General features: G+C 64.2%; 17 protein-coding genes. 10 read left to right on the top strand and 7 right to left on the bottom strand.

Translation table 11 applies throughout. The features are described 5' to 3' along the window. Window positions 1–136: 136 nt before the first annotated feature. From LWF01_RS01215 to LWF01_RS01205, 3 genes are all read right to left on the bottom strand, one after another. A complete protein-coding gene (locus LWF01_RS01215) occupies window positions 137–1,612 on the bottom strand; it encodes an amino acid permease (RefSeq protein ID WP_349639219.1) in 1,476 nt (491 codons plus the stop codon). Window positions 1,613–1,671: 59 nt separating this feature from the next. Beyond that, complete coding sequence (gene amaB / locus LWF01_RS01210) at window positions 1,672–3,204, bottom strand: L-piperidine-6-carboxylate dehydrogenase (RefSeq protein WP_349639218.1); 1,533 nt, start codon at window positions 3,202–3,204, stop codon at window positions 1,672–1,674. A gap of 93 nt (window positions 3,205–3,297) precedes the next feature. Beyond that, window positions 3,298–4,593, bottom strand: a complete 1,296-nt coding sequence (locus LWF01_RS01205) for an NAD(P)/FAD-dependent oxidoreductase (RefSeq protein WP_349639217.1) — start codon at window positions 4,591–4,593, stop codon at window positions 3,298–3,300. Window positions 4,594–4,701: 108 nt separating this feature from the next. Between LWF01_RS01205 and LWF01_RS01200 the strand changes: the two genes are divergently transcribed. Next, window positions 4,702–5,616: a LysR family transcriptional regulator gene (locus LWF01_RS01200; RefSeq protein ID WP_349639216.1), complete on the top strand. Its 915-nt coding sequence runs from the start codon at window positions 4,702–4,704 to the stop codon at window positions 5,614–5,616. 160 nt (window positions 5,617–5,776) lie between these two features. Here the strand turns inward: LWF01_RS01200 and LWF01_RS01195 are convergent, their stop codons facing one another. After that, window positions 5,777–6,778, bottom strand: a complete 1,002-nt coding sequence (locus tag LWF01_RS01195; RefSeq protein ID WP_349639215.1) for a DUF2332 domain-containing protein — start codon at window positions 6,776–6,778, stop codon at window positions 5,777–5,779. A 184-nt stretch (window positions 6,779–6,962) separates the two neighbouring features. Here LWF01_RS01195 and purL point away from each other — a divergent pair, with 184 nt between their 5' ends. The 3 genes from purL to LWF01_RS01180 all read left to right on the top strand — a co-directional run bounded on the left by purL (window position 6,963) and on the right by LWF01_RS01180 (window position 10,801). Then, window positions 6,963–9,284: a phosphoribosylformylglycinamidine synthase subunit PurL gene (gene purL, locus LWF01_RS01190; RefSeq protein WP_349639214.1), complete on the top strand. Its 2,322-nt coding sequence runs from the start codon at window positions 6,963–6,965 to the stop codon at window positions 9,282–9,284. 88 nt (window positions 9,285–9,372) lie between these two features. Continuing rightward, window positions 9,373–9,897: a hypothetical protein gene (locus LWF01_RS01185; protein WP_349639213.1), complete on the top strand. Its 525-nt coding sequence runs from the start codon at window positions 9,373–9,375 to the stop codon at window positions 9,895–9,897. Window positions 9,898–10,153: 256 nt separating this feature from the next. Beyond that, the gene (locus LWF01_RS01180) at window positions 10,154–10,801 is read left to right on the top strand and encodes an HhH-GDP family DNA glycosylase (RefSeq protein ID WP_349639212.1); all 648 of its coding nucleotides are present in this window, start codon (window positions 10,154–10,156) and stop codon (window positions 10,799–10,801) included. A gap of 232 nt (window positions 10,802–11,033) precedes the next feature. On the opposite strand, the gene LWF01_RS01175 is transcribed toward LWF01_RS01180, so the two are convergent. Continuing rightward, window positions 11,034–11,561 carry a YbhB/YbcL family Raf kinase inhibitor-like protein gene (locus tag LWF01_RS01175; protein WP_349639211.1) on the bottom strand — a complete coding sequence of 176 codons (528 nt, stop codon included), beginning with the start codon at window positions 11,559–11,561 and terminating at the stop codon, window positions 11,034–11,036. 99 nt (window positions 11,562–11,660) lie between these two features. On the opposite strand from LWF01_RS01175, the gene LWF01_RS01170 reads away from it, so the two are divergent. The 3 genes from LWF01_RS01170 to LWF01_RS01160 are packed head-to-tail and all read left to right on the top strand — an operon-like array spanning window position 11,661 to window position 14,865. Continuing rightward, entirely contained in the window at window positions 11,661–13,049 is a 1,389-nt protein-coding gene (locus LWF01_RS01170) for an ABC transporter substrate-binding protein (RefSeq protein WP_349639210.1), read from the top strand. Beyond that, entirely contained in the window at window positions 13,046–14,002 is a 957-nt protein-coding gene (locus LWF01_RS01165; protein WP_349639209.1) for a carbohydrate ABC transporter permease, read from the top strand. The genes LWF01_RS01170 and LWF01_RS01165 overlap by 4 nt, the downstream gene beginning before the upstream one ends. Then, window positions 13,999–14,865 carry a carbohydrate ABC transporter permease gene (locus LWF01_RS01160; protein ID WP_349639208.1) on the top strand — a complete coding sequence of 289 codons (867 nt, stop codon included), beginning with the start codon at window positions 13,999–14,001 and terminating at the stop codon, window positions 14,863–14,865. Before LWF01_RS01165 ends, LWF01_RS01160 begins: the two co-directional genes overlap by 4 nt. A 3-nt stretch (window positions 14,866–14,868) precedes the next feature. Here the strand turns inward: LWF01_RS01160 and LWF01_RS01155 are convergent, their stop codons facing one another. Both LWF01_RS01155 and LWF01_RS01150 read right to left on the bottom strand, forming a co-directional pair. Then, window positions 14,869–15,624, bottom strand: a complete 756-nt coding sequence (locus LWF01_RS01155; RefSeq protein WP_349639207.1) for a ZIP family metal transporter — start codon at window positions 15,622–15,624, stop codon at window positions 14,869–14,871. Window positions 15,625–15,626: 2 nt separating this feature from the next. After that, the gene (locus tag LWF01_RS01150; RefSeq protein ID WP_349639206.1) at window positions 15,627–17,744 is read right to left on the bottom strand and encodes a S9 family peptidase; all 2,118 of its coding nucleotides are present in this window, start codon (window positions 17,742–17,744) and stop codon (window positions 15,627–15,629) included. 184 nt (window positions 17,745–17,928) lie between these two features. On the opposite strand from LWF01_RS01150, the gene LWF01_RS01145 reads away from it, so the two are divergent. From LWF01_RS01145 to LWF01_RS01135, 3 genes are read left to right on the top strand one after another with little or no spacing between them, the layout of a single operon-like run. Next, the gene (locus LWF01_RS01145) at window positions 17,929–18,105 is read left to right on the top strand and encodes a hypothetical protein (protein WP_349639205.1); all 177 of its coding nucleotides are present in this window, start codon (window positions 17,929–17,931) and stop codon (window positions 18,103–18,105) included. Then, window positions 18,102–18,716, top strand: coding sequence for a nucleotidyltransferase family protein (locus LWF01_RS01140; protein ID WP_349639204.1), 615 nt, complete (start codon window positions 18,102–18,104; stop codon window positions 18,714–18,716). The genes LWF01_RS01145 and LWF01_RS01140 overlap by 4 nt, the downstream gene beginning before the upstream one ends. Continuing rightward, window positions 18,713–20,185 carry a YhgE/Pip domain-containing protein gene (locus tag LWF01_RS01135; protein WP_349639203.1) on the top strand — a complete coding sequence of 491 codons (1,473 nt, stop codon included), beginning with the start codon at window positions 18,713–18,715 and terminating at the stop codon, window positions 20,183–20,185. The genes LWF01_RS01140 and LWF01_RS01135 overlap by 4 nt, the downstream gene beginning before the upstream one ends. Window positions 20,186–20,253: the final 68 nt, after the last annotated feature.

Below are 20,253 nucleotides of genomic sequence, written 5' to 3'. Positions count from 1 at the left end.
CGCCCAGCGACAAGCCGGTCCAGTCGGTTGATGGCGGCCCGCGAGGTCTCAGTTTGTCGCAGATGGCCCACGAAGAACCCAGGCCGACTGCAACGAACCGAGACGTAACGCCGACGCGGCCGAAACCCAGGCGCGATCAGTTGTCCGTCATCTTGTTGACGTCCTCGATGTTTATCGAGCCGCCGGGCATCACTTTCCGGGTGTTCCGGTACCCATACACCGCGTAGACAATCATGCCGAGCACCATCCAGCCGAAGAACCGCAAGAAGGTCTCCGATGGCAGCAGGCTGATCAGGTACAGCGAGAAGAGCACGCCGAGCGCCGGGACGACCGGCATTCCCGGCACCTTGAAGCCGCGCTTCAGGTTCGGCTTGCGATAGCGCAGCACGATTACCGAGATACTGATCACCACGAACGCGGACAGCACGCCGATGTTGATCAGCTCGGCGACGTACTGGATCGGCAGCAGCCCGCCGAGCACTGCGGCCAGAATGCCGATCAGCCAGGTGGGCCGGTGTGGAATCCGGCTCTTGTGATGGATCGCGCCAAACCACTTCGGCATCAGACCGTCGCGGCTCAGTGAGTACCAGAGCCTGGCTCCGGCCATCATGAACGAGAAACAAACCGTGACGATGCCGACGATCGCGCCCAGCGCAATCACGTTAGCCAGCCAGCCCATGCCGTGCACTTCGAATGCCGAGGAGATACCGCTCTGCTCGTCGATCTCTGCGTAGGGAACCATGCCTGCGAGCACGAGCGAGACGCCGACATAGAGCACCATCGAAATGCCGAGCGACCACATCATCGCCTTCGGCAGCATCTTGCGCGCGTTCTTCGACTCTTCAGCCGCAGTGCTCAGTGCGTCGTACCCGAACACGGCGAAGAAGACGACGGCCGCGCCCGACATGATCCCCGCGACGCCGAACGGCGCGAACGGCGATAGGTTTCCGAGGTCGACAAAGAACACGCCGACAATAATGACGACCAGCACGATCGCGATCTTGATCATGGTCAGCACTGTCTCGAATCTGGCCGAGGTCTTGGTGCCGCGGGAGAGCATGAACGCCACCAGAAGGCAGACGATAATCGCGCCGACGTCGAGGACATGGCCTTCGCCGGATCCCGGTGCGCCGAGCGCCCAGGTCGGCAGGCTCAGGCCCATCGCATTCAGAAAGTAGCCAACGTAACCGGAAACGCTGATCGCCACGGCAGCCACAATTGCGGTGTACTCCAGCAGCAGGTCCCAACCGATCGCCCAGCCGACGACCTCGCCGAGCGTTGCCGCGCCATACGTATATGACGATCCCGCCCGCGGCACCATACTGGCGAATTCCGCATAGGCGAACGCCGCCGCGAGCGAAGCCAGCCCGGCCAGCACGAACGATATGACAACGGCCGGGCCGGCGGTGCCCTTCGCCACGACGCCCGCCAGGGTGAAGATTCCGGCCCCGATGATCGCACCGACACCGATCATCGTCAGATTGACCAGACTGAGAGACCTCAGCATCTTCTCTTCCCCGGTCTGCTCATTGGGGAGAGTTCTTCGGAATATCCCGCGCTCAGACGTGCTGAACAGTCCGCCGCCTTTTGCCGCACTCTTGTTGACGCTCATGGAATCCTCGATCTCTGGAGGCTAAAACTTCATCGTTGGAGTTTCTTCCTGACGCTGCGCTACACGAACTTTACTCCCTGGGCCAGCGGAAGCTCCCCGGAATAGTTCACCGTATTCGTCGCCGGCCGCATGTATGCCCGCCATGAGTCCGAGCCGGATTCACGCCCGCCGCCGGTCTCCTTTTCGCCGCCGAACCCGCCGCCGATTTCCGCGCCCGACGTGCCGATGTTGACGTTCGCGATCCCGCAATCGGAGCCGCCGGAAGACAGGAACCGTTCCGCCTCGGCCTGATCGTTGGTGAAAACAGCGGATGACAATCCCTGCGGGACTCCGTTGTGCAGCTCGATTGCCTCGTCGAAGTCCGAATACGTCATGACATAAAGGATTGGTGCGAACGTTTCAGCCCGGACCACCTCTGTTTGCGCCGGCATCCGCACCACGGCCGGCTCGACGTAGTACGCCTCTTCCGCGGCGTCCGCGAGCACCCGGCTTCCGCCGACAAGCACGTCCCCGCCATCCGCGCGCGCCTGCTCCAGCGCCTTCTGCATTCCCTCGAAGGACGCTTGATTGATCAGCGGTCCGACGAGCGTGCCATCGTCCAGCGGATTACCGATGCTCAGGGTCCGGTACGCCGCGACGATCCGGTCGACCAGCTGGTCGGCAATGCTCTCGTGCACTATCAACCGGCGCAGGGAGGTGCAGCGCTGCCCCGCCGTGCCGGCAGCGGCGAAGACGACGCCGCGAACCGTGAGGTCGAGATCGGCAGATGGCGCGACAATTGCCCCGTTGTTACCGCCCAGTTCCAGCAGCAGCCGCCCGAACCGCCCGGCTACGCGCGGCGCCACCTCCTTGCCCATCCGGACCGACCCGGTGGCCGAAAGCAGTGCGACACGCTCATCGTCGACAAGTTGTTCCCCGCCAGCCCGCTCCGCACAGACCACGTGATGCAGCCCGGCGGGCGCTCCGACATCCCGCACAGCGCGGGCCAGCAGGGCATCGGCGGCAAGCGCCGTCAGCTGGGCGTTCTCAGAAGGTTTCCACACCACGGTATTGCCGCAGACCAGCGCAAGCGCGGTGTTCCAGGACCAGACCGCCGCCGGGAAGTTGAATGCGGAGATAACACCGACGACTCCCAGCGGGTGCCAGGTCTCCATCAACCGATGACCGGGGCGTTCCGACGGCATCGTCTTACCGAACAGCTGCCGGGACTGGCCGACCGCCAGGTCACAGATGTCGATCATCTCCTGCACCTCGCCGAGCGCCTCCGAGGTGATTTTCCCGGCCTGCGCGGTGATCACGTTGGCGAGGTCAGCCTTGTGCTCGGTGAGCAGTTCGGCCCAACGCTTGACCAGAGCGCCGCGGGCAGGCGCCGGAACATCACGCCAGGTCAGAAAGGCCTGCTGCGCTTCGGAGATCATCGCGTCGATTTGGCTGTGGTCGTCGGATCGGACGGAGAGCAACGGCGAGCCGGTTAACGGGCTGCGCGTCGGATAGTCACCCCGGACTGCGTCGAGGTCGACGCCGCAGGCGAGCAGGCTCTTCTCCAGCAGCGAGTTGATGTCTTCGCCGGTCGGCAAGTTCTGTGCGGTCATGATTTTCCTCTTCGTTTCTGGCGGGTTATGGCTGGTGGGTGGCGGTGACGGCGGCTGACTTCGACAGACCTCTGCCGCGGGCAAGGGTTGAGTTCAAATGATGTGCGTCTCGTGGACCAGCTGTTGCAGCTGGAACCGGTCGGCGCGGAAAGCAGAAGCGTCCATAAATGACTCGCGGCCCAGGTAGAGGTCCCGGACCAGCTCGCCGACGCCCGGCGCCTGCAGGAAGCCGTGACCGGAAAAACCGGTGGCGTAGATAAAGCCCTCGACCGTGTCACTCCTGCCGATCAGCGCGTTGTGGTCCGGGGTGACTTCGTACAGCCCGGCCCAGCCCGAAACGACCTCAAGGTCCGCCAATTCCGGCGCGCATTTCGCTGCGACCGCACGGAAGGGCTCAAGCCATTCAGTGCTGTATTCGAGATCGAACCCCGCCGGCTGCCGATTGTCGGACATCCCGAACAGCATTCCGTTGCGGTTGTTGTGAAAGTACAGCGTGCTGGCCAGATCAAGGGTGAAGGGTACGCGTGGAAATGGGGTGGAGCGCTGCGGGGTGAAGCCGATCTGACGCTTAACCGGAGTGACCGGCAGGGCCACCCCGGCCATCGCGCCGATCTTTTCCGACCAGGCTCCCGCCGCGCACACCACGACCGGAGTCTTTATCTCACCGCCGGCGGTATGGACTGCGGTCACCTGACCTGCCGTGGTATCGATCGCCTCGACCGCGCAGTGCGGATGAATGCGTACTCCTAGCGCGCGTGCGGCGTCGGCGTAGGCATTGACCACGCGGCCGGGGACGGCGTAGCCATCCTCTGGCGAGTATGAGGCGGCGCAGATCGACGCCGGGTCAATGAAAGGGCAAATCTGGGCGGCTTCGGCAGTAGTCACCATTCGGCTGGCGGCGCCGAGATCATTCTGAAGTTTCACCCCGTTCTCGCAGGCCTGCAGGTCGCTTTCATTGCGCACCAGGAACAAATAGCCGACCTGATCCACCCCGACATCGACGCCGAAGTCCTGTTCGAATCGCAGATACTCGTCGAGGCTGTGCTTGCCCAGCTCGATATTCGCGCTGTCGGAGAAAGTAGCCCTGATGCCGCCAAGCGGCTTCGCCGAGGACCCTTGCCCCACGGCACCGCTGTCGACGACGACGATGTTCCGGATGCCGGCGCTAGCCAGGAAGTAGGCGGCGCTGGTACCCATGACGCCCGCGCCGATGATCACGACATCGGCATGTGTCGGCAGGGCGCCTGCGCTCCCTTGGGCGGCAGCACGCTCTGGGGCGGCCGCGCTCCCTTGGGCGCCTGCACTCCCTTGGGCGGCCGCACGCTCGTCATCGGATGGTGCGAGATCAGGAACCATGAACACCTCGATTGAGTAAGAGACCAGCGCCATTGCTTTCTCCCCGGCCGCCATGTGGCCGCGCCGTGACACTCATGCTGCTAGAGATTAGTATTCAGGTCAATCGAAATTACTTATACGACTTCGTTTAGGAATTCTAAAGTGAGCTGGACTCTGAACCAGATGAGGACCTTTCAGGCGTTGAGCCAGCGCGGCACGATGGCCGCCGCAGCCGAGGCGCTTGGCTACAGCATTGGCGCAGTTTCGCAGCAGATGGCGGCGCTGGAAGCCAGCGTTCCGCGGCAGCTGTTCCTGCGCGACGGAAGGAACTTGTTGCTCACGGACGCTGGGCACGTACTGGTCCGGCACGTAGAGGCCATTCTTAATGCCGAGGCCGAGGCACGCGCGGCCATGTCCGAGGACGAGCAACAGCAGTCCACGGAGCTTCGGCTCGGCGTGTTCGGATCGGCGGCCGTCACCTTAGTGCCCCGGGGGCTGTTACTGCTGCAGGAATCCGCACCGAACATCCGGGTGCACACCCAAGAGATCGGCGTCGATCAGATGACGATGGCCGTGGTGCGTGGCGCCGTCGACCTCGCGCTTGGCGTCGACTACCCGGATGCGCCCGAGACTCCGCAGCGCGGCACGACGATCATCCCGCTGGAGGAAGAGGAGATGCTGATGGCGCTCCCCTATGCCGCCGACACCTTCGAGGTTCCAAGCTCGCCAGCCCGGCGACGCAAACTTGCCAGGGAAAGTGATTGGATTCTGGCGCCGCCGGATTCATACCTGGGCCGGGCGATGCGGGTTGCCTGCGTCCGTTCCGGCTTTGAGCCGCGGGTTGTCCATCAGGTCACGGATAGCGCCGTGGCGATAGCCCTCGCCGAGGCCGGGGTCGGCATCACACCGGTAGCCCGGCGAATGCTGCAGCTCCGCAGCACGAAGTCCGCCCTGATGCCGTTCCCGAAGTCGACCAGGCGGCGAATAGTGTTGGTGGTCCGGACGGCAAGCCTGGAACGGCACAGCGTGACGGCCGTGGCCGAGGCGTTCAAACGGGCGGCGGTCGACGAGCCGTAGCGGTTAGCTCCCGTCGGTCGTCGGCCACAGTCGTGAAGTGGCTGAATCGTGGCTAAGTGGCCGAATCGTGGGAAATAACCGACGACTCAGCCACGAAGCCACGAGTCAGGGGCCCGGCCGGAATTCCCGTCAGGGCGCCGCTAGCCCAAAGCCGCGCGATCTAAAGCGTGTGGGCGAACCAGCGAAGGTAACCGCCGTGTGGTTCGGTCAGGCCGATCGGTTCGCCATTAACGGCTAACAGGAACCGGGAACGATCTTTGCCGGAGTCATACGCCGTCGGTCCGCCGGGCAACGGCATCACGGACTGTCCCTCCTGGCTGATCCACACCGCCTTCTGACTCATCCGCTCGTCGACGAATTTCTGTCGTTCCTCGTCCGGAACATACGCCAGAACTGCGGTATGAAACACAACCGGCAGGACGCCGTCCGGAACCTCGGCCAATAGCGCATTGAGATCGCGGGTGAGGTCCCCACGTCGAAGGTCCGGTGGTTCGGCGCGGGCGACCTCGATCGCTGCCTTCAGTCGTTCGGCCCGCTCTGTCTGCTCGGGCCACACCAGAGCCTGCAGCCAAGCGACATCGTCCGGATCGGTGACGTCGAGCGGATTCAGGTCGAGGCCCGCCCGCCAGACGACGTTCGGCATCCGTTTGGGCAAAGGCGGTCGTCCCTCAACGGTGCAGTCCAGCCGGACCGGCGACCCCTCCGGGCCGACGGACTGCAGCGCGGCACCCTCGACATCGCGGTACGTCATCCGGTACTTGTCCGGATTCAGGCACAGCCCTGCCGAGGCGCCTACTTCGATCAGCGCAATCGGACCGTCCAGCTCGCCGAGCACGGGCAGGATGGCCGCGGTGCGGGCGCACTCATTGGTCTGGGTCGCCCGACGCCTCATAATGTCGAGCACCTGATCAGTCCGGGAAAAGAAGCGCTGGCGGAAATCGTCGTACGACGCCGCCAGGCCTGTCACCGCACGAACGGCTGCGAACAGGAGATTCGGCTGTCGCTTCACGATCGGCAGCTGGTCGATCCTGGTGAGCAGGTCCTCGTCCCGAGCCACCCCCGCCGCAAACTCACCGTAGAGCTCCGAGCGGCCTGGGGCCTCATCGCGGGCAAATTGCTCATATCGGCGTGCGGTCTCAGTATCGGCGACTTCTGATTCCATAGTTCAGAGTAAACCTGTGGCTGCGTTCGCTGACTGGCTCGTGGCTGTGGCCTGGCTGACTCGTGCGTTTGTCGCTGACTCGTAGGTTTGATCCCACGATTCGGCGACAAACCTACGAGTCACGCCGGTCAGGACTGGCGCGATAGGATCTAGGGGACTTGTCCCGGCCACCAGAATTGCAGGCATGACCGCCGATAACGAAAAGCGCGTGCGCGAAACCGTCGAGTTCGCGACAGCCAATCCCGACGTTGAACAGCCCTACGCCGAGCTAGGCCTGAAGGCAGACGAGTACCAGGCAATCAAGAAGGTCCTCGGCCGCCGTCCGACTTCAGCCGAACTGGCAATGTACTCAGTCATGTGGTCCGAGCACTGCTCCTACAAGTCGTCCAAGGTGCACCTGAAACAGTTCGGCGACAAGGTCACCGACGAGATGAAGAAGCACCTGCTGGTCGGCATCGGCGAAAACGCGGGTGTAGTCGACATCGGCGGCGGCTGGGCCGTCACCTTCAAGGTCGAAAGCCACAACCATCCAAGCTTCGTCGAGCCGTATCAGGGTGCCGCGACCGGCGTTGGCGGCATCGTGCGTGACATCATCTCGATGGGCGCCCGGCCAGTGGCCGTTATGGATCAGCTCCGATTCGGCGCCATCGACCATCCCGATACCGCTCGCGTCGTTCATGGCGTGGTTGCAGGCGTCGGCGGTTATGGCAATTGCCTCGGCCTGCCGAACATCGGCGGCGAGGTCGTGTTCGATTCCGTCTACCAGGGCAACCCGCTGGTCAACGCGCTGGCCGTTGGCGTAATGCGCCACGAGGATATCCGGCTGGCCAACGCCACCGGCAAGGGCAACAAGGTCGTGCTCTTCGGCGCGCGCACCGGCGGCGACGGCATCGGTGGCGCTTCGATCCTTGCATCCGAGTCGTTCGATGACGCTAAGCCAAGCAAGCGCCCGGCCGTTCAGGTTGGCGATCCGTTCGCCGAGAAGGTACTTATCGAGTGCTGCCTCGAGCTCTTCCATGCCGAGGTCGTCGAAGGGATCCAGGATCTCGGCGCCGCCGGCATTTCCTGCGCGACATCCGAGCTGGCCAGCAACGGCGATGGCGGCATGCACGTGGCACTCGACGATGTGCTGTTGCGAGACCCGACGCTGACGCCCGAAGAGATTCTGATGTCGGAGTCGCAGGAGCGGATGATGGCCGTGGTGCGGCCGGACAAGCTCGACGAGTTCCTCGCCATCACTGACAAGTGGGATGTCGAATCCTCCGTCCTTGGCGAGGTCACGGACACCGGCCGGCTGGTGATCGAGTGGCACGGCGACGTGATCGTCGACGTCCCGCCGCGCTCGGTGGCCCACGACGGCCCGGTGTACGAGCGCCCCTACCACCGGCCCGAGTGGCTGGATGGCACCCAGGCCAACGGAGTGCGGGTTGCGGGCCTGGACCGGCATAGCGACGCGCGTCCGCTGCGCGACGTCGTGCTGCGGCTGGCGGCTTCGCCTAACCTTTCATCGCGCGACTGGGTCACCGATCAGTACGACCGCTACGTGCTTGGCAACACCGCGCTGGCCACCCCGGACGACGCCGGCGTGATCCGGATCGACGAGGAGTCCGGTCTGGGCGTGGCCATCTCGACGGACGCGAATGGCCGTTACTGCTACTTGGACCCATATGCTGGCGCACAGCTCGCGCTGGCCGAGTCCTATCGCAACGTCGCCACCTCCGGGGCGCGCCCATTGGCAGTCACCGATTGCCTGAACTTCGGCTCTCCCGAGGATCCCGAAGTGATGTGGCAGTTCTCCGAGGCGGTCCGCGGTCTGGCCGACGCCTGCCAGGAACTCGGCATCCCGGTCACCGGCGGAAATGTCTCGCTGTACAACCAGACCGGCGGCGTCGCCATCCATCCGACGCCAGTGGTCGGCGTACTCGGCGTGTTCGATGATGTTGCCCGTCGCACGCCGTCGGGCTGGCGCGAACCGGGTCAAAACCTGTATCTGCTGGGCAGCACCGAAGATGAGCTCGACGGTTCTGCCTGGGCCGATGTCGAACACCAGCACCTCGGCGGGAGGCCGCCCGCCGTGAAGCTGACCGCCGAACGCGAGCTTGGCGAAATCCTGATCAATGCCTCCCGCGATGGCATGATCGACGCAGCTCATGACCTCTCCGAGGGCGGCCTGGCGCAGGCCCTGGTCGAAGGCGCGCTGCGCTTCGGAGTGGGAGCGCGGGTCTGGCTCGACGAGCTCTGCGAGCGTGACGGCATCGACGCGTTCACGGTGCTGTTCTCCGAGACGACCGCACGTGCCATCGTCTCCGTGCCACGCAGCGAAGAAGTGCGGTTCAGCGATATGTGCACGGCGCGCGGATACCCGTTCCTGCGGATCGGAGTTGCAGACGACGGTGGCCTGCCGGACGCCGACGCCTCGTCGCTCGATGTGCAAGGACTTTTCAACATCCCGCTGTCGGAGCTACGAATCGCGCACGAAGGCACGCTGCCGAAGCACTTCGCCTAGGCGCGGCTGGCTGCGCAACAACGCAGCCAGCCGGGCAGCCAGCCAGCCAGCCAACGAAACGGCACCGGAGGGTCAGATGGTCCGCACGATGAACATAGAAGCCATTGAGGCCGGAATCGGTATGCCGTGGGCGGAGGTCGAGGAGTTCCTGGCCGGCATCAATGCCGGCAGGCTCAGCCACAAGGACATCGCCACCGCGCTGAACGACGAAGGTATAGCCAGGGGGTGGTGGGCGCAGTCGGTCACAGTGGCTTACGAGCAGCAGATCGGACGGCGTCAGCCCGGTCAGGACTGCGACGGCGAATTCCAGACCTCCGTGAGCAAGACGGTGAACGGAAGCATGGACGAGGCCAGAAACAGGTGGATTACGCTGCTGGGCGATGCTGAGGAATTCTCCGGAGTCTCGATCAGCCGTGGTCCCGATCTCAGCGAATCCGATAAATGGCGGTACTGGCGGTGCGGTCTGGCCGACGGCTCGCGCGTCAACGTGAACATCTACCAGAAGGCACCCGGAAAGGCCGCGCTGAGCCTGCAGCATGAGCGGTTGGAATCCGCGGAACAGCTCGACCACTGGCGTGACTTCTGGAAGGCAAAACTCGCCGAGTTCGAGTAGGGCTGATCCAGGCAGCGGACCAGCGGGAGGCATTCTGCCTCGGCCGGGAGGGTTGATTCCCAGCGGGAGGCTCAAAGCCGCACTAACGACTGCTCTGCCTCCCAGCGATCGAGCAATTAGGCCTCCGAGCAATCAGGCCTCCGGCAATCCGCGAAGACTGGAATCCGCTGCTTCGTGAACGGTCGGCGTATGGTCTCGTTAGTGGACAGTCGGCGTATGGTCGCGTTAAAGGGTTGCCCATCGAAAGCTGACTTCCATGACCAAGCCGCTGGAGAAGACCGTCGCGGCGCTGTTGCAGCGACACGGCAAAACTTACGCGGAAGAGGCGGAAATCGGCCTCAAAGACACGCCATCTCCGCTGTATCAATTGCTGGTACTGTCCACGTTGCTATCGGCGCGCATCTCCGCTGACATTGCGGTGGCTGCCGCGCGTGAGCTGTTCTCCGCCGGCTACAAGACACCGGAAAAGATGGCCGCCGCAAGCTGGCAGCAGCGAGTCAATGCGCTGGGCCGTGGCCACTACCGTCGCTATGACGAGCGCACCTCAACCATGCTCGGCGAGGGTGCCGAGCTGCTGCAGCAAAAGTTCGGTGGCGACCTGCGCCGACTGCGGCGGGAATCTGAAGGCACCGGACAGTTGATAAAGGGGCTGCAGCTGTTTCCCGGAATCGGCCCGACCGGGGCCGGCATCTTCTGCCGCGAGGCGCAGGGCGTCTGGCCGGAACTTGCGCCGTACCTGGACAAGAAGGTGCTCGACGGCGCAAAGAGACTTGGCCTGCCGGATTCGGCCAAGGCACTTTCCGGCCTGGTCGGCAAGGATGATCTGCCCAGATTCGCCGCTGCCTGCGTGCGCGCCGCGCTCGACAAGGACATCGTCGAAGAGGTTAAGCAGGTCGCCGGCTAGGCGGCTAGCCTGGCCAGCCTGCTAAAGCAGCCGCCTACGTCGAGGGCCGCGAACACTGTGCACGTCCACTCTCCAGCCCGCGAGCGTTGTGCAGGACCGCGCGCGTATTAGGGCGCGTTCCTGCCGGAAGCTCGCGACCCTCGGCCGGGCCGGGAGGCTCGCGACCCTCCGCCTGGCCCACCCGCGCCCCCGAAGACCCCGGAACTACGCCTCGACCCGCCGCAAACCGCTACTACGCCTCGAACGTGCCGTGAATAACGGCCCGCGCGATCGCGTGGCTGAACAGGTTGAAGCCGAGGAAGGCGGGCGTCGCATCCGCTGGCAGATCAAGCCGCTCGACGTCAAGTGCGTGCACCGCAACAAAATACCTGTGCGAACCGTGCCCCTCGGGCGGTGCGGCGCCGATGTAGCGTTTCGCACCGGCATCATTGGCCAGCTGAACAGCGCCGGCCGGCAGCCCTGAGCCGCCTTCGTCGCCTGCACCGGGGTCCAGCGAGGAAACGTTCGCCGGAATATCGGCGACCGCCCAGTGCCAGAAGCCCGAAGCGGTCGGGGCATCAGGATCGTAAACCGTCACGGCGAAGCTCTTGGTCTCGGCTGGAAATCCGCTCCAACTGAGTTGGGGTGAGACGTCATCGCCGCCGGCACCCATGATTCCGCTCGCCTGCTTGGTGTCCAACGGCTGGCCATCCGCGATGTCATCCGAAGTCAGGGTGAATTCCGGAAGCTCGGGGAGGTCTTCGTATGGGTTTCGGCTCATCTGAATGGTTATCCAATCGGTGAATTCTTCCGCGTCATCTAAGACCCTAGCCCGGAATCGTGTTTCACTACAGTAACGCTCTCACGCCCAGGGAGGCCCATGAGGATCTCGCCCGCCCGCCGTTGTGCGGCCGCCATCGCCTGTTGCCTGCTGATCGCCGGCCTTTCCGGCTGTCGCAGCGCCGAGTCTGCCAGCAACCCGAAGCAGCTGACCGTGTGGAATCTGGATAGCCAGCCAGATCGGATCGCCGCGGTCAAGAAAATCAATGAAAAGTTCACCGCGGAAACCGGAATCACCGTCGAGGAAGTCGCCGTTCAGGAGAATCAACTCCCGTCGCTGATCGTGTCCGCTGCGGTTTCCGGAACCGTCCCAGACCTGATTGCCGGACTTCCACTGGCCTACGTCCGGCAGCTGAACCAGCAGGAATTGCTGGATACCGGCGCAGCGCAGCAGGTTGTGGCCGATCTCGACCCGGATACCTTCGAACCGTCAGCGATCGAGCTCACGCGTAAGGGCTCGACCCAGCTCGCCGTGCCGTCGGATTTCTGGACCCAGATCCTGGTCTATCGCAAGGACCTCTTCGAGAAGCATGGGTTGGCGCCGCCGACCACATACGCCGCCATCCGGGAGGCCGCCAAGACCCTCACGTCCGGAGACCAGTACGGGATAACTCTGGCGACCGACCCTGCCGACCCGTTCACGCAACAGACATTTGAATCCCTGGCACTGGGCAACGACTGCCAGATGGTCGATCAGGCCGGTGCCGTCCGGCTGGACAGCCCGAACTGCAAAGAGGCATTCAGTCTCTACGCCCAGCTCGCGCAGCAGAACTCCCCGCAAGGAACCCAGACCGTCGACTCGACCCGCGCGACGTACTTCGCCGGCCAGGCCGGAATGATCATCTGGTCCACTTTCCTGCTGGACGAGCTCGGCGGCTTGCGGGACGATGCCAGGCCAACTTGCAAGGAGTGCCAGGAGGACCCCGAATGGCTGGCCAAGAATTCCGGCGTCGTCACGGCGGTGCAGGGCCCGGACGGCAGCGGGCCGGCCGGCTACGGCGACATCCCCTCGTGGGGAATCATGAAGGACGCCAGCCCCAGGACGATCGACTACGTCAACTACATGATGTCCGACGGATATGAGGCAGCCCTCGCGATTGCGCCGGAAGGGAAGTACCCGGCTCGCCAGGGAACTCCCGACGATCCGGAAAAGTTTCTGACCGCGTGGGCAGGCATGCCGGCCGGCGTGAACACCGAGAAGTCGCTTGCCGAAATCTACGGTCAGGACACGATGGATCAGATTACCCAGGCCACCAGCAGGCTGGACCGCTGGGCAATCCCACAGGGACAGGGCGATCTACTCGGCCCGGTAGTCGCGGAGCTGGCCATTCCCAGGGTGCTCTCCGCGCTGGCGATCGGTGAGGATCCGAATCAGGCCGCCGAAGACGCCACCACCGCCGTCAAGGACATCGAGGTGTCACTGAGATGAGCATTCAAACACCGCTGTCTCCCGCACCACCCACAAAGCGAGCCCCGACTGCCAAACGGCGAAACACCAGGGCTCGGCGGGATAACCGTGACGGTCTGGTCATGGTGCTGCCGACGACCGTGATCGTCATCGCGGTCGTGATTGTGCCGGTGCTGTGGAATGTCGTGCTGTCGTTCCAGGATCTTTCACTGCTCGATATCCGTGATGCCGGACCGTTCCAGAGCCTCACCATGGAGAACTTCGTCCGGGTTTTCACTGCGGCCGGTTTCTGGCAGTCGATCGCCAACACCGTCGTCTACTCGGTGGCCGCCACGGTGGGATCCATCGTGGTCGGCCTGGTTGCCGCTCTCGCGCTTCGCCAGCCGTTCCCAGGCCGTGGCCTGGTCCGCGCGGCCATGCTGCTGCCCTATGTGGCGCCCGTTGTCGCGGTGGCATTCGTCTGGCAGATCATGCTGAATCCGCAGTATGGCATCGTCAATGTCTGGGGCCAGCAGTTTCTCGGCTGGGACCGGCCGATCGACTTCCTCGGCCGCGCACCATACGCGCTCATCACCGTGATCGCGTTCGAAATCTGGCGCTACTTTCCCTTCGCCTTCATGTTCATCACCGCCCGGCTGGTGGCTGTCCCGAGGGACATCGAGGAAGCGGCGATCGTGGACGGCGCGAGCGCCCTTCAGAGATTCCGCTACGTCATCCTGCCGCAGCTGCTCCCCGTGGTCGCATTGCTCTCCGTTCTGCGCCTGATCATGACGTTCAACAAATTCGATGACGTTTACCTGCTCACCGGAGGCGGCGCCGGCACCGAGGTCGCCGCCGTTCGGGTGTACGACACGCTCACCGGGCGTTTCGACGTCGGCGGCGCCGCCGCGCAGTCGATCGTGCTGGCCGTGTTCCTCGCTGTGTGCCTTCTGGTCTACATCAGGTTCTTCGTTCGGAAGGAGGACCGAGCGTGAATCGTCTGACCGCGGAACAGAAGGTCCTGGCGGTCCTGCGCTGGCTGGTGATCGCGTTCCTCATCATCGCCACGGTCTTCCCGTTCTACTACATGGCCGTGCTCAGTTTCGTACCGATCGAGTCGCTTTTGCTGGCGCCGGGCAGAATCTGGGTCGGCGCCCAGGACCTGACAATAGACACTTACCGGACCGTGCTTGCCTCGGTCGACGACGGTGGTCAGGGCTTCTCCCGGTTCCTGCGCAATTCGGCGATAGTATCGCTCGTCGTCGTCGCGTTGACCCTGCTGATCTCGATCCCGGGCGCCTACGCCGTCGCGCGGCTTAAATTCGCCGGGCGGACGACGGTCAGCACGCTGTTCCTGGCGGTCTACCTGTTCCCCACCATTGTGCTGGCCGTGCCGTTGTTCATCGCCTTCGCTAAAATGGGTTTGCAGACATCGCTGCTCGGCCTGATGTTCGTTTACATCGCCCAGACCGTCCCGGTATCGATCTACATGCTGCGCACCTACTTCCAGGCGATTCCACAAAGTGTCGAGGAGGCGGCGTCCATCGACGGGGCCGGTCGCCTGGCGACCCTGAGCCGGGTAACGCTCCCACTCGCTATGCCGTCGATCATGTCCACCGGGCTCTACGTCTTCATGATCGCCTGGAACGAGTTCCTGTTCGCCCTGCTGTTTCTCGCCGCGGAGCCTGAACTGTGGACCGTTTCGCTTGGTTTGGCTCAGCTGTCAGGCGGCATCGAGGTGCCAAAGACAGTGTTGATGGCTGGTTCCGTCATCCTGACCGTGCCGATCATCGTGTTGTACGGCATCGCCGAGCGTGCCCTGACCGAAGGACTGACCACCGGGGCGGACAAGGGGTAGCTGCTATCCGCCGACCACGTGCACGGAAAATGCGGCGAGGAAACCGACTGTCGTGATGATGCCGGAGTACTGGCCGGCCTCGTCGAAGGCTTCCGGCACCATCGTGTCGGCGACCATGGTCAAAATCGCGCCGGCAGCCGTGGCTGTAATGAACGCGATAACTTCCCCTGGCGCGCTCTGCAGCGCCAGATAGCCGATCAGCGAGGCCAGCCCGCTGACCACGGCGATCGCCCCCCAGACGCCGAAGACGTATCCGGCCCGGCGTCCGGAGCGTTTCATTCCCGACGTCGACGACAAGCCTTCCGGAACGTTGGAGATGAACACCGCCACCAGCATCGCCGGGCTGACCGCTGCGCCGCCGACCAGGCCGAGACCCAGCACAATCGACTCCGGTACGCCATCCAGAAGCGCGCCCACCGCGATCGCGGTACCGGAGCCCTGTTGATCGGCTTCAGAGGGCTGCTGGCTGCCGGAACGCTTGCGATGCCGCGCGCCATGCCTGGCGAGCACCATATTTGCGCCGAGGTAGGCGAACGCGCCGAACAGGGCGCCGCCGAGGGTCGCGAGCAAGCCGCCCTGTTCCTCCGCCTTCTCCACCAGTTCGAAGGTCAAAGCCGAGATCAGAACTCCCGCGCCGAATGCCATCACCGCCGCGGTGACCTTGGTTGGCACCTTGAACCACCAGGCGATCGCCGATCCGATCAGCAGCGCGGCGCCGCCGACCAGGCCCCACAGGCCTGCCAGCAGTGCTTGCGACATGGTTACTGGCTGCCGGCGCCAGCAAGTCCAACCGTGTCGAGCGCCCAGGCAAACTCGTAACTGGTCTCTTTCCAGCTCTCGTACCGGCCGCTGACACCGCCATGTCCGGCGCTCATCTCGGTCTTCAGCAACACCGGGGCGTCGACCTCGCGCAGCCTCGCCACCCATTTGGCAGGCTCGACGTAGAGCACCCGGGTGTCGTTCAGGCTGGTCACCGCGAGAATCCTGGGATATTTCTGTTCCGTGACGTTCTCGTACGGGGTATAGGACTTCATGTACGCGTACACCTGCGAATCGTGCAACGGGTCGCCCCACTCGTCCCACTCGATAACTGTCAGTGGAAGGTCGGGGTCCAGAATCGACGTCAGGGCATCGACGAACGGCACGACCGCCAGGATGCCGGCAAATCGGTCCGGCGCCATATTCGCGACCGCTCCCATCAGGAGACCACCGGCGCTGCCACCGCTCGCCACCATCCGGTCAGCCGTCGTCCATCCGTTCGCGATCAGCTGGTCGGCACAGGCGATGTAGTCGGTGAACGTGTTGCGCTTGCTGAGCGTTTTGCCGTTGTCGTACCAGGCCCGGCCCATCTCGCCGCCGCCACGCACATGCGCGATGACGAAGACCATCCCGCGATCGAGCAGCGACAGCCTGGCCACCGAGAAATACGGGTCGATGCTGACTTCATAGGAGCCGTAGCCGTAGAGCAGCAACGGGGCCGGGGTCCCTGGCGATACCAGATCCTTGCGATACACGATCGACAGTGGAATCCGAGCGCCATCCGCCGCGCTCACCCACTCGCGGCGTTGTTCATACCGCTCCGGATCGAAGTCGCCGAGGACCGGCTGACGCTTCAGTTCGCGCAACTCGCCGCTCGATACGTCGTAGTCGCAGATCGTCATCGGGGTCACCATCGAGGTGTACCCGAGGCGCAACGTGCGCTGCCGCCATTCCGGGTTGCCGCCGATGCCGACGCTGCCGAGCGCTTCATCGAAGCTGATCGGGTTCAGCTCGCCGTACCCCTCGTCCCCGAGCGGCACAACGCCAAGCCTGGTGAGCCCATCCTGCCGGTAGCTGATCGCCAGATGACCGTCGAATGCATCGGCACCCTCCAATCGCATCCCCGTGCTATCGCGAAGAACCGGGCGGCGCGGCCCGGACGGGTCGGCGACGGGGACATCAATGAGGCTGAAGTCTGCTTGGTCGGCATTATGCAGGATGACGAAGCGATCCTCTCCCGCCACTTTCGCATGCTCGACGCTGTATTCGATGCCGTCGACCCGCGGCCAGACCACGCGGAAATCGCCGTTCGGGTTGGCGGCTTCCAGGACGTGGACTTCGGAGGTGATCTTCGATCCGGCTGTCAGGATCAGGTACTCGCGGCTGCGACTGCGCCCAATGCCAATCCAGTACCGATCGTCTGGTTCCTTGAAGACCTTCACGTCGTCATCGGCGGACGTGCCGATCCGGTGCCGCCAGATAGTGTCCGGTCGCCAGGCATCGTCCACGGTCGAATAGAACAGGTAGTCGCCTGCGGCGTCGAACGCCACACCGGGGAAGGTGTTAGGAATCTCGTCGGGCAGCAATGCCCCGGTCGTCAGGTCCTTGAAACGCAACCGGTAACGCTCATCGCCCTTTGTATCCACACCAAAGGCGAGCAGCGTGCCCTCGGCATTGAGCGTAAAGCTGCCGAGCGAGAAGAAGTCATGTCCCTCGGCCTCCTGATTTGAATCGAGCAGAACCTGTTCGCCTTCGACCGCCACTCCTGGCTCGAGCCGCGGCGGCGTCCAGTCGTCGTCATTCCGGATTGGCGCCCGGCAGTGCATTCCATACTGCTTGCCCTCGACGGTCCGCGAGTAGTACCACCAGGAGCCGCGGCGCACTGGCGTGGATAGATCAGTTTCCTGGGTGCGCGACTTGATCTCGCCGAAGATGTCCTCCCGGAGACCGGCGAGATGTTCAAGATTGGCGTCGGTGTAGGCGTTCTCGTTCTCCAGGTGTCGGATCACCTCGGGGTTCTCCTTGTCCCGGAGCCATTCGTAGTCGTCGACGAAAGTGTCGCCGTGGAAAGTGCGCTCGATGGGCTTCTTGGGTGCGACGGGAGCGAGATGATCAGCCATGAACTCACCCTAGTCGCGCCGACGATCCGGCTGCCACCCCGATGGCCGGGGCCCGGGACGGCGACAGGCCAACTTCGTACTGGCCCGGGACGGCGCGTCGGCAGGCCGACTTCGTGTCCTTCGTGTGGAACGGCACCGGCAGACAGGTAGTTTGTACTCAACTGACGTTAGAGAGAGGACGGTCATGCGGGACATCCTCGACCAGACCCTGCCCTGGTACGAACCCGGCCACGCACTTGCCCTGGCCCTGCCCCTCACGACAAAAGCCCGGAGTTCCGCACGCCAGAGTTCCTCAGGCCGCGAAGCCGGCACGCCGATTGTGATAGCCGACCGACGGCCGTTCGGCTCGGTGCCGCGATGACGACCGCCGGGATCATTCTCGCCGCCGGCGCGGGACGTCGGATGGGTAAGCCGAAAGCCTTGCTGCGCACCGAGGAGGGCATCAGCTGGGCGCGCCACAGCTACGACGTGCTCCGGGCCGCCGATGTCGCCCATATCGTTGTCGTACTCGGAGCCGAAGCCGATAGGGTCGGCGCGGAATTCCCCGGAGCAAAACACTCCGTCGATCGGGCGGCGTCGCCCGACCTGGTTGTCGCCGACAGCTGGCGGCTAGGGATCGGAGCCTCGCTCGGCGCAGGCCTCCGGCACCTGCTCGCCGACCGTGTCACGGATGCCGCGCTGGTCACCCTGGTGGACACTCCTGGCGTGAGTTCGGCGGTGGTCCACCGCCTGCTCGATGCCGCAAGCGGGCAGTCGGCGCTCGCACGCGCCAGCTACAACGGTGTGCCGCTGCATCCTGTATTGCTGGGCCGCGACCATTGGGGTGGAATCATCGAAACAGCACAGGGTGATACCGGCGCCCGAGACTACTTGCGCGACCGGGCCGATGACGTCCGGTTGATTGAGTGCGCCGATATCGGTTCCGGAATCGACATCGACACCCCGGAACAACTTACCGAATGGAACCAGTGAACTCTCGAAGTGTGCCGACCGCCGCGAGAATGACCGTCCGGCTCTTCGTCACCTCGTCTGCGGTCACCCTTGCCGCCTGTGCTCTGCTGGCGGCGCTGCTCGGGATGGTGGCCGGCTCGGCCACCCCGGCACCGGCCGCTCCCCCGCCCGAACAGGTGCAACCGGCCCCAGAACCGGAGCGGATTCCGTTGCGGGTGGCCATCGTGAATCATGATCGGCCGGTCGAGCTGGCCGCCGTGATGAGCGCCCGGCCAGAGTGGTTCGAGTTCGGAGCTGAAATCACCAAGGGCATCAAGACGGGAGTGCTTGAGGGTTACCAGGTGCTCGGCACTACCTACCCTGAGAGCACCGCTCGGGAGATGGTCGAGGCCGGCGACGCCGAGATGGCAGTGATTTTCGACCCGGACTTCTCCCGGAACGTTGCCGACTACATGCTCGACGTAGCGCATAACCGCGATGCTGCTCAGCCGGAGTTCACGGTGCTGGCCGGCCCAATGCTGAGCGCGAACAACGGAAAGTTGCTCGACGAGTTCAAGCGGCAGACGCTTGGCCCGACGCTCAATCTGATGGCGGAGAACATGCGCGTCGTCGCGGAGAAGATGGCTGGGCCTGGCAATACATACGGCCAGGTCAGTGACGCTCAGCTGGAGAAGCTCGTCGATTTCGTCGGTACGAAGGTCGAGAACATCAACGTCCCGGGGATAGGCGCCGCACCGGAACCAGGAGTGCAGCCAAAGTCCAGCCCGCCTACGGCGCTGTCCGATGACGCCGCCGGCGATCCGGGTTCGACGTCCGATCCCGCGGCAGGTTCGACGGCCGATCGCGCGGCAGGTTCGACCTTGGACGCAGGTGGTTCCGGGTCAGGCCAGGGCATCGTCCTCTACTCGGTGATGCTGGTCGGCGCGGGTCTGGTGACCGCGCTCGTGGTCGGCTGGCTGGTCAGTTTCCGGGCGGGCATGGCAGTCTTCGTTCTCGGTCCATGGCGGCGCCAGGTTTCGGTGCCCGACGTTCCCCGGCTACGGATGCTGATCCTGCAATGGCTGACTTCCAGCCTTGTCGCCATGGTGGTCTCCGCCTGCTTCATGGGCTTCGCCACCGCCACTGGTTCGACAATCGAGATGCCGTCACTTGTCTGGGCTTACGGTTGCGGCGTGATCGCCGGAATTGCGATCACCCTGCAGGCGATTCAGGCGGCGGTCGGCACCATTGGCTGGCTGATCGGCATCGTCTTCACCCTTGGCACGGCACTCCCCGCGGCTGGCTTCGCCCAGCTGCTCGGCGGCGGATCGGCGGCAGGTCAGGCGCTGCTCAACGGCTTGACTTCACTGTCCGCTCAGACCCGCGCCGGCCTGCCGGATCTGGTTGCGACAGTCAGTACTCTCGCCCTGGTCACCGTCCTGGCTGCTGGCAGTTCCGCATTACTGGTCCGGCGGTACGACAACGGGTCGGCACCACGGTCCCAAAGCTGAAGTTCTGCGCAACCAGCATCATCGACGCTGGCCAAACGCCCCCACGCCCGAAGTAACCTCCCGCCCTC

The sequence above is a fragment of the Saxibacter everestensis genome (assembly GCF_025787225.1).
GTDB classification, from domain to species: Bacteria; Actinomycetota; Actinomycetes; order Actinomycetales; family Brevibacteriaceae; genus Saxibacter; species Saxibacter everestensis.
Note: the sequence above shows the minus strand (reverse complement) of the source record. Positions and strands in the feature narration are given on the sequence as shown.